The sequence below is a fragment of the Frankia sp. AiPs1 genome (assembly GCF_023716945.1).
In the GTDB taxonomy this organism is placed as follows: domain Bacteria; phylum Actinomycetota; class Actinomycetes; order Frankiales; family Frankiaceae; genus Frankia.
Genome location: NZ_JAMQQF010000228.1, coordinates 1 through 8,814, shown reverse-complemented (window position 1 = coordinate 8,814; position 8,814 = coordinate 1). Strand labels below are relative to the sequence as shown.

Sequence of the window (8,814 nt, the reverse complement as noted above, 5' to 3'; positions counted from 1 at the left end):
CGTCGATGCCGGCAGCGCCCGAACCGTCAGCCGCGCCGGCCACGCCACCGGCGACGGCGCCGCCCATGACCGCGCTCCCGCCGGCACCGACGACCGGCTGGACGCCGCCCGCGGCCTGGTTCGGGTCGGGATCGCCGTAGCGGGTGCCGTCCAGCCCGATGCCCCGCAGTGACAGGACGACGGCGAGGATGCCGCCGCAGACGATCGCCGAGTCGGCGGCGTTGAAGATCGGCCAGTGGTGCAGGTAGACGAAGTCGACGACGTGGCCGCGCAGCGGGCCGGGGGCGCGGAAGATCCGGTCTGTCAGGTTGCCCAGCGCGCCGCCGAGCAGGGCGCCAAGGACGATCGCCCAGCCCACCGACCGCAGCCGGCGGGCGGTGAAGACCACTACCGAGATCACGGCCAGGGCGACGAGGCTGAGCACGACCGTCGCCCCTCCCGCGAGGCTGAACGCGGCCCCGGAGTTGCGGGTGAGCCGCAGATCGAGGACGCCGGGGATGATGTCGACCGGATCACGGTCGGACAGCGTGGCCACCGCAATGTGCTTGGTCACGATGTCGAGCAGCAGAATCGCCAGGGCCGCCACCGTCAGCGTGGCCACCGGACGCCGGGCCGCGCCCGCGACGCCGCCCGCGGCGGCCGGGCCACGGTCGGCGGGATCTTCGGACACACTGCTCCCGATGGTCGTCTCCGCCCCCACCCGATCCACTCTACGGGCCAGCCCGCACGGGGGGCTGCGGCGGATCCCCGCCGGGCACCGGCCGAGCGGCCGAGCGGTCGACTAGACTTTGCTGGCAGCGGCACAGCGTCGACAGGGACGAGTAGCGGCGGGCGCAGCCCGAGCGAGCCGGGGTTGGTGGAAGCCCGGTGGCCAGCGCGTCGCGAAGATCACCCCCGAGCCGCCGGCAGAACGGGACCCCGCGGGCGCGAGCCGGTGAAGTCCTCAGTAGACCCGGCCGTCGCGAGCTTTGACGAGAGGCCGTCCCACGGCCCGTTCCGCCCCGGCGGATCGGTCGAGACGGGGCGTGCAAGGAGGGTGGTACCGCGGTACCCCCGGTCCCGGGCGGGGCGCGGCGGCGGGCAGGTCCGCCGGCCGTCGTCACGTGCGGCCGGTGAGGCGTCGTCCCTCCGTTGGTCCGACGCCAGCCACGACCGAGGAAGACCGGGTCCGCCACGATGACCACCGCCCCGCGTACCCCCACCTTCGCCCCGCTGCCCGGGCAGGTGGACCTACCCGCCTTCGAACTCGAGACGCTCGCCCGCTGGCGCGACGCGAAGGTCTTCCACCGCTCGCTGGAGGCCACGGCGGACCGCCCGCTGTGGGTCTTCTACGAGGGGCCACCGACCGCGAACGGCAAGCCGGGCGCCCACCACGTGGAGGCGCGGGTCTTCAAGGACCTCTTCCCCCGCTACCGGACGATGAAGGGCTTCCACGTGCCCCGGCGCGCCGGCTGGGACTGCCACGGGCTGCCGGTCGAACTGGCGGTGGAGAAGGAACTCGGATTCACCAGCAAGAACGACATCGAGGCCTACGGCATCGCCGAGTTCAACGCCCGTTGCCGCGAGTCGGTGCTGCGCCACGTCGCCGACTTCTCCGCGATGACCGAGCGGATGGGCTACTGGGTCGATCTGGACACCGCCTACCGCACGATGGACACCAGTTACATCGAGAGTGTCTGGTGGTCGCTGAAGCAGATCTTCGACAAGGGTCTGCTCGTCGAGGACTTCCGCGTCACCCCGTACTGCCCGCGGGATGAGACACCACTGAGCGACCACGAGGTCTCCCAGGGCTACGCCGACGTGGACGACCCGTCGGTCTACGTCCGCTTCCCGCTGGTCGCCGACGACCTCGGGCTCGCCGAGCGCGGCGCGGAGCTGCTGGTCTGGACGACGACGCCGTGGACGCTGGTGTCGAACACCGCCGTGGCCGCCCACCCGGAGGTCGACTACGCCCTGGTCCGCGCCGGCGGCGGGGAGCTGTTCGTCGTCGCCGAGCCGCTGGTCACCGCCGCCGTCGGCGAGGACGCCGAGGTCGTCGAGCGTTTCCGCGGCACGGCGCTGGCCGGCGCCCGCTACGCCCGGCCGTTCGAGCTGCTGGCCGCCGAGCGGTTCGCCGCCGGCACCGGCACCCCGCACTCGGTGGTGCTCGCCGAGTACGTCACGACGACCGACGGCACCGGCCTGGTGCACCAGTCGCCGGCGTTCGGCGCGGAGGACCTGGCGGTCTGCCGGGCCGCCGGGCTGCCGGTGGTCAACCCGATCGGCACCGACGGCCGGTTCCTCGCCGACACCCCGCTGGTCGGCGGGATGTTCTTCAAGGACGCCGACGCCCCGCTGACCGCCGACCTGCGCGAGCGCGGCCGGCTGTGGCGGGGCCTGACCTTCACGCACAGCTACCCGCACTGCTGGCGCTGCCACACCCCGCTGATCTACTACCCGCTGCCGTCCTGGTACATCCGCACCACGGCGATCCGCGACCAGCTGCTGGCCCAGAACGAGGCGACGGACTGGCACCCGGAGCGGATCAAGACCGGTCGCTACGGCGAGTGGCTGCGCGGCAACGTCGACTGGGCGCTGTCCCGCAACCGCTACTGGGGCACGCCGCTGCCGGTCTGGCGCTGCGACGACGACCCGGACCATCTGGTCTGCGTCGGTTCGATCGCGGAGCTGGCCGAGCTCGCCGGGCGCGATCTCGCCGCGCTGGACCCGCATCGCCCCTTCGTCGACGAGGTCACCATCGCCTGCCCGACCTGCGGCGCGACCGCGCACCGGGTGCCCGAGGTGATCGACGTCTGGTACGACAGCGGCGCGATGCCGTTCGCCCAGTGGGGCGCACCGCACCAGGGCGCGCAGGACTTCGCCCGGCAGTACCCGGCGCAGTACATCTGCGAGGCGATCGACCAGACCCGGGGCTGGTTCTACACCCTGATGGCGATCGGCACCCTGGTCTTCGACCGCTCCTCCTACGAGACGGTGCTCTGCCTCGGGCTGCTGCTCGACGCGGAGGGCCGCAAGATGAGCAAGCACGTGGGCAACGTCCTCGATCCGTTCGAGCTGTTCGAGCGGCACGGCGCGGACGCGGTCCGGTGGCTGATGCTCGCCGGCGGCTCCCCGTGGGCGGACCGCCGGGTCGGCCACGAGGCGATCGAGGACATCGTCCGCAAGGTCCTGCTGACCTACTGGAACACCGCCTCCTTCTTCGCGCTGTACGCCGGCGCCGCCGGCTGGCGTCCTGGCGAGGGGCCGGCCGCGGCGGCCCCGGCCGAGCGGCACGTGCTCGACCGCTGGGCGCTGTCCGAGCTCGCGGCCACGGTGGACGAGGTGGACGCCGCGCTTGCCGGCTTCGACTCGCTGCGCGCCGGGCGGCGGATCGCCCGGTTCATCGACGACCTGTCCAACTGGTACGTCCGCCGGTCGCGACGACGGTTCTGGGCCGGCGACCCGGACGCCCTGGCCACCCTGTACACCTGCCTGGACGCGCTGACCCGGGTGATGGCCCCGTTCACGCCGTTCCTGACCGACTGGCTGTGGGCCCGGCTGTTCGCCGACGCGTCCCCGCAGGCACCCGAGTCGGTGCACCTGGCCACCTGGCCCGAGCTGCCCGCCGACCTGCACTCCCCGCGGCTGTCCGCGCAGATGGACCTGGTGCGGCGGATCGTCGAACTCGGCCGCGCCGCGCGGGCCGGCAGCGGGGTGCGTACCCGCCAGCCGCTGCCCCGGGCCGTCGTCGGCGCCGCCGCCTTCGGCGAGCTGCCCGCCGAGCTGCGCGCCCAGATCGCCGAGGAGCTCAACGTCACCGTCGTCGAGGCGGCCACCTCGGACGTCGTGGACATCACCGTGAAGCCGAACTTCCGTGCCCTGGGCCGGCGCTTCGGCAAGTCCACCAAGGCGGTCGCCGCCGCCATCGCCGCCGCCGGGACGCCGGTCGACGGCCGGCTGACCGTCACCGTCGACGACGAACCCGTCGAGCTCTCCGGCGACGAGCTGATCATCACGGAGACGCCGCGCCAGGGCTGGGCCGTCACCGCCGAGTCCGGCCTGTCCGTTGCGCTCGACCTGGAGATCACCCCGGAGTTGGCCCGGGCCGGGCTCGCCCGCGACGTGGTGCGGGTGCTGCAGGACGCGCGCAAGGCCACCGGTCTGGAGATCACCGACCGGGTGGACGTGCGCTGGTCGGCGACCCGCGAAGATACCGCGCTTGCCCTGCGTGCCCATCACGACACGGTGGCCGATGAGGTGCTCGCGGTCTCCTTCACCGAGGTCACCGGCGCCGAGGGGAATCTGCAGTCGGCGGCGGCGGAGCTGGGCTTCGAGTTCAGCCTCGCGCGCCACGCTTCCGTGGCTGTCTAGGCACGCCGCACCGCCGGCGTCGATCCCCGGCGCCGGCGGGGCACCGCGGCGCTCAGGACGGCGTTCGGCGCAGCGCGCCGAGCGGAATCAGGGCCGCGGCGATGAGCGTCAGGATCAGGGAGGCGTAGACGAACCCGCTGCTGCCCACGATGCCGACGACGGCCAGCACTGCGCAGACTGCGAGCAGGGCACCGCAGAGCGTCAACACGGCGCATTCCGGTGCGGCGGGGATGCCGGCGGCGGGCCAGGGCGCCGGGCGTCGCCGCGGCTGACGGCCGGGCCGCTCTCGGCGCTGGCGGGGGGGCGGGCCGGCGGGTCTGGCGGCACCGCGGCGGTCACGGCGGTGCTCGCCGACACCGGACCGGTGCTCGCCGACACCGGACTGACAGTCCTGGCCGCACGCGGCGTGGTCACGGACGACGCGGCCAAGGCAGGGACGATCTCGGCGGGGCGGGGGACGGCGACGCGACGGATCAGAACTCCTGCATGCCGGGCGCGTCGCGCCGGTTGGGGTCCAGATCCGGGCGCCCGCCGTGGCCGTTGTCCCGGGCGATGGCGCCGGCGGGCATGGGCGGGCCGGGTGGGAACGTCGGCTGGTGGCCGGGGCTCTGCTGGCCGCCGTTCGGGCCCATTCCCACCGCCGGGGGTGGCGTCGGACCGCCGGGGTTCAGGCCGGGGCGGGAGGTGTTGCCCGCGCCGACGGCCGGTGGCTGGGTCGGCATGCCGTCCAGATCCCGCAACTGCATCTCCAGGTAGGCGCGCAGCCGGGTGCGGTACTCGCGCTCGAAGGCCCGCAACTGCTCGACCTGGCCCTCCAGCCGGCGCTTGTCGTCCTCCAGGCCGCCGAGCTGCTCGGCGACGTGGGCGCGGGCCTCGCCGATGATGCGGTCGGCGTCGGCGCGGGCCTCGCGACGAGCTCGCTCGGACTCCGCGCGGGCCTCGCGCAGCGCCTCGTCGGCGGTGCGCTGGGCCAGCACGAGCGTGCGGGCGACCCGCTGCTCGATCTCGGCCTCCGAGGCCTGGCCGGAGCCGGTGCGAGCCGGCACACCGCCGCCGCCCGAGCCGACGGCGGGGATCACCGTGGTCGGGGCGCCACCCTGCGCAGGGCCGGGCGGGGGCACCTGCTGCTGTTGCTGCGCGCGTTCCCGGGCTGCGGCCTGGGCGGCCTGGGCGGCCTGCGCCTGGACCTGGGCGAGCTGGCGACGGGTTTCCTCGACCTGGCGACGCAGCCCCTGGTTCTCCTCGAGGATCTGCGCGGGGACCCCGGGGCCGCCGCCGCCGGAACGGCGGGCCTCGTCGAGTTGCCGGCGCAGGTCGCTGTTCTCGTCGAGCAGCCGGGTCAGCTCCGCCTCGACCTCGTCGAGGAAGGTGTCGACCTCATCCTCATTGTAGCCGGTGCGGAACCTCGTCGGACTGAAGACCTTGTTCTGTACGTCCTGTGGTGTCAGAGCCACGTCGCCTCCTCGTGCGGCATCGCCGCTCCCCGAAGAGAGGGCGGTCTGCGGGCAGTCTGCCGCGCCCGCGTTCGCGGTGTGCACACAACCCCGTCACAGGCTCTGGGCATAGCTTCGCAGCACCAAGATCACCAAGAAGAGCACCAGATACCCGAGGTCAAGCGATACGCTACCCACCCTCAACGGGGGCAGGATGCGCCGGATGAACCGCAACGGGGGGTCAGTCACCGTGTACACGGATTCGAAGATCAACAACAGTGGGCCGGTCGGGCGGAACGATCGACCGAGGACGAGAACGAGATCGGTGATCCACCGTGCTATCAGGAACAGGAAGTAGACCAGCAGCACCCATGAGATCAAGTCGCCTAGTGTGCTGATGGTGCTCTCTCCTGGGAACCTTGGGGACCTGGGGGGCGCGTCAGTGGTCCGCGTTCCCCGTCATGACTGGTTGTAGAACCCACCCTCACGGATGCGTCGCTTGTCCGTCTCGGTGACCTCGACGTTGTGCGGCGAGAGCAGGAAGACCTTGTTGGTCACCTTCTCAATGTCACCACGCAGCCCGAAGATCAGCCCGGCGGCGAAGTCGACCAGCCGCTTGGCGTCGACATCGTCCATGTCGGTGAGGTTCATGATAACGGGGGTTCCGTCCCTGAACTCCTCGCCGATCTGCCGCGCCTCATTGTAGCTACGTGGCTGAAGCGTCGTGATCCGGTAGGGGTGTGCCTCCTCGACGGGCATGACCCGCCGCATCGGCACAGGTCCGGCGGGGCGCAGTGGTTCGACCGGTGGACGTCGCGGCATGGCGACCGGCTCCTCCCGTGCGTCGATCCGACGAACCGTACGGTCCATCGGGACCGGTTCGTGCATGACACGCCGATCGTCGTGACCGACCGCACGACCGTCGTCGTCGTAGTCGTCGTCGAGATAGTCCTCGTCCTCCTCGGCCAGACCGAGGTAGACCATCGCCCTGCGCCCGAGCCCCATGGGCGCGACTCTAAGGGACACCAGGCCGTTCACCGAACAAAGCGGTCCCGATCCGAAGGTGTGTCGCGCCCTCGGCCACCGCGGCCTCAAGATCTCTCGACATGCCGGCGCTGATGACGGTGGCCTGAGGGTGGTCCAGGACCAGCCGTTCCGCGACGGCCCGCAGCCGCTCGAATGCGGGACGTGCCGGTTCACCACGGGGAGCAACCGCCATAACGCCGCGCAGTGTCAGCCCGGGCGCCTCGTCGACCAGATCAGCCAGTGCCGGCAGCCCCACCGGATCGACTCCGCCCCGGCCCGAATCGGCGACCACGGACCCTACCCGCCCGCCGGAATCACTCCACGAGTCCAACGAGACCTGCAGACAGATCGACAGCGGGCGGCCCCGTTCGACCGCGAGCCGGGACAGGACGCCCACCAGGCTCGATCGGTCCACCGACTGAACCCAGTCCGCCCAACACAGTACGGATCGAGCCTTGTTGCGCTGAAGTTGGCCGACGAAGTGCCAGCTGAGGTCCAACCCGCTCGCGGCCCCGACCGAGGGCCCCTCCGAGCTCCCACCCGACGCCGCGCCGGGCGCCACGCCCACCTCGGCGAGCCCGCCTGCGCCGCCGGCCGCCGGATCGCGGCACGACTGCTCGAGCCGACGCGTGACCATAGTCACCTTCGGGCCAGCCTCCTGCTCGCGGTTCTCGGCGAACTGACGCACCCCGAGTGTGTGCAGCATCACGACATCCTCGGCCGAATAGGTCTTACTCACCGCGATGAGAGCTAACCCGGCCGGATCGCGGCCGGCCGTGCGGGCGGCGACGGCGATCCGTTCCTCGATCACGCTCAGCCGGCGGGCCAGCTCCGCCCGGCGCACCGGGTCGCCGCCCACCGCCATGGCCGGATCGGACCCGGCGCCCGAATCGGCACCGCCGGCCGAATCGGCCCCGCCGGCCGGGTCCGCAGGCCCGATCACGCGGCCGGCCCGAGCCACGAAACCCCGGCGAACCGACCGGTACGGCCGTCCCGGCGGTAGGAGTAGAGCTCCGGGTCCTCCGCGGTGCAGCGGGCGGCGACGGCGATGTCGATCACACCCGCCGCGGTGAGCTGATGGTGGATGCCGGCCCGCAGGTCGATCGCGGCGGTCCCCCGTCGTGTCGCCGCCGCGCTGCCCGGCACCCGCTGGTCGACCTCCCGGCGCAGCTGGGCCGGCACCTCGTAACAGCCCGCGCAGACGCATGGGCCGACGGTGACCGTGAGCCGATCCGCCGGGACGCCGAGCCGGTCGAACGCCGCCAGCGTCGCGTCGATCACCCCGTCGGCCATGCCGACCCGCCCGGCGTGCGCGACCCCCACCGCAGTCGGGGACTCGAACAGCACCGGCGCGCAGTCGGCGACCATCACGGCCAGCGCGAGCCCCGGCACATCGGTCACGAGGGCGTCCGCCTCCGGCGGCGCAGCCGGCTCCCGCACGACGACGACCCGCGTGCCATGCACCTGGCGCATGTACTGCACCGGCATCCGCAGCCGTTCGACCAGCCGGCGCCGGTTGGCGGCGACGGCATCCTCGGCGTCGCCGACATGATCACCAAGATTGAGCCCGCCGAACGGTGGCGCACTGACCCCGCCCGCGCGGGAGGTGACGAGAACCGGCATGGCCGGAAGTCTGCCCGGCGCTGGCTATTTGAGGAAGTCCGGCACGTCCAACTCGTCGTCGTCGACCACCGGCCGGACGGGACGGCGCGGCGGCGGGTAGGTCGGCCGCGGCCCCGTCGCCCGCGGCGGATCAACCCGGTGCGGCTGGGCGTAGCCGGGGTCTGCCGCCGGCTCCACGGACTCCCGGGCGGGCGGAGCGATGCGCGACTCCACCGTCGGGATCACGGTCGACTCGCCGGCAGAGACGCGTTCGTGGGCGGCCGGCGCCCCCGGCAGCGGCTCGGGGTGGTAGTGCCCGACGTTCGACTGGCCGATCGGTGCCGGCGACGACTGCAGGTAGCTCGGCGTCGGCGGGGCCGGCTGGACGGGCGCGGGGATGGGC

8 protein-coding genes and 1 pseudogene are annotated in these 8,814 nt (G+C 72.8%); 1 reads left to right on the top strand and 8 read right to left on the bottom strand.

Features of this window, described 5'->3' with window-relative positions; genetic code table 11:
* On the bottom strand, positions 1-700 hold a 700-nt coding region (gene lspA, locus ND748_RS18665), incomplete at its 3' end, for a signal peptidase II (RefSeq protein WP_251747220.1).
* 476 nt (positions 701-1,176) lie between these two features.
* Here lspA and ileS point away from each other — a divergent pair.
* A complete protein-coding gene (gene ileS / locus ND748_RS18660; protein WP_251747218.1) occupies positions 1,177-4,350 on the top strand; it encodes an isoleucine--tRNA ligase in 3,174 nt (1,057 codons plus the stop codon).
* A gap of 52 nt (positions 4,351-4,402) precedes the next feature.
* Here the strand turns inward: ileS and ND748_RS18655 are convergent, their stop codons facing one another.
* The 7 genes and pseudogenes from ND748_RS18655 to ND748_RS18625 all read right to left on the bottom strand — a co-directional run.
* Positions 4,403-4,558 carry a hypothetical protein gene (locus ND748_RS18655; RefSeq protein ID WP_251747216.1) on the bottom strand — a complete coding sequence of 52 codons (156 nt, stop codon included), beginning with the start codon at positions 4,556-4,558 and terminating at the stop codon, positions 4,403-4,405.
* Between the two features lie 265 nt (positions 4,559-4,823).
* Entirely contained in the window at positions 4,824-5,804 is a 981-nt protein-coding gene (locus ND748_RS18650) for a DivIVA domain-containing protein (protein WP_251747214.1), read from the bottom strand.
* Between the two features lie 93 nt (positions 5,805-5,897).
* Positions 5,898-6,152 (bottom strand): YggT family protein, encoded by a 255-nt coding sequence (locus ND748_RS18645; RefSeq protein ID WP_251747213.1) that lies wholly within the window; start codon positions 6,150-6,152, stop codon positions 5,898-5,900.
* Positions 6,153-6,242: 90 nt separating this feature from the next.
* A complete protein-coding gene (locus ND748_RS18640) occupies positions 6,243-6,788 on the bottom strand; it encodes a cell division protein SepF (protein WP_251747222.1) in 546 nt (181 codons plus the stop codon).
* A gap of 10 nt (positions 6,789-6,798) precedes the next feature.
* Positions 6,799-7,674 carry a YggS family pyridoxal phosphate enzyme gene (locus ND748_RS18635; RefSeq protein ID WP_251747211.1) on the bottom strand — a complete coding sequence of 292 codons (876 nt, stop codon included), beginning with the start codon at positions 7,672-7,674 and terminating at the stop codon, positions 6,799-6,801.
* Between the two features lie 74 nt (positions 7,675-7,748).
* Positions 7,749-8,432, bottom strand: a complete 684-nt coding sequence (gene pgeF / locus ND748_RS18630) for a peptidoglycan editing factor PgeF (protein ID WP_251747209.1) — start codon at positions 8,430-8,432, stop codon at positions 7,749-7,751.
* A gap of 24 nt (positions 8,433-8,456) precedes the next feature.
* A pseudogene (locus tag ND748_RS18625) lies at positions 8,457-8,814 on the bottom strand (cell division protein FtsZ); the annotation flags it as partial.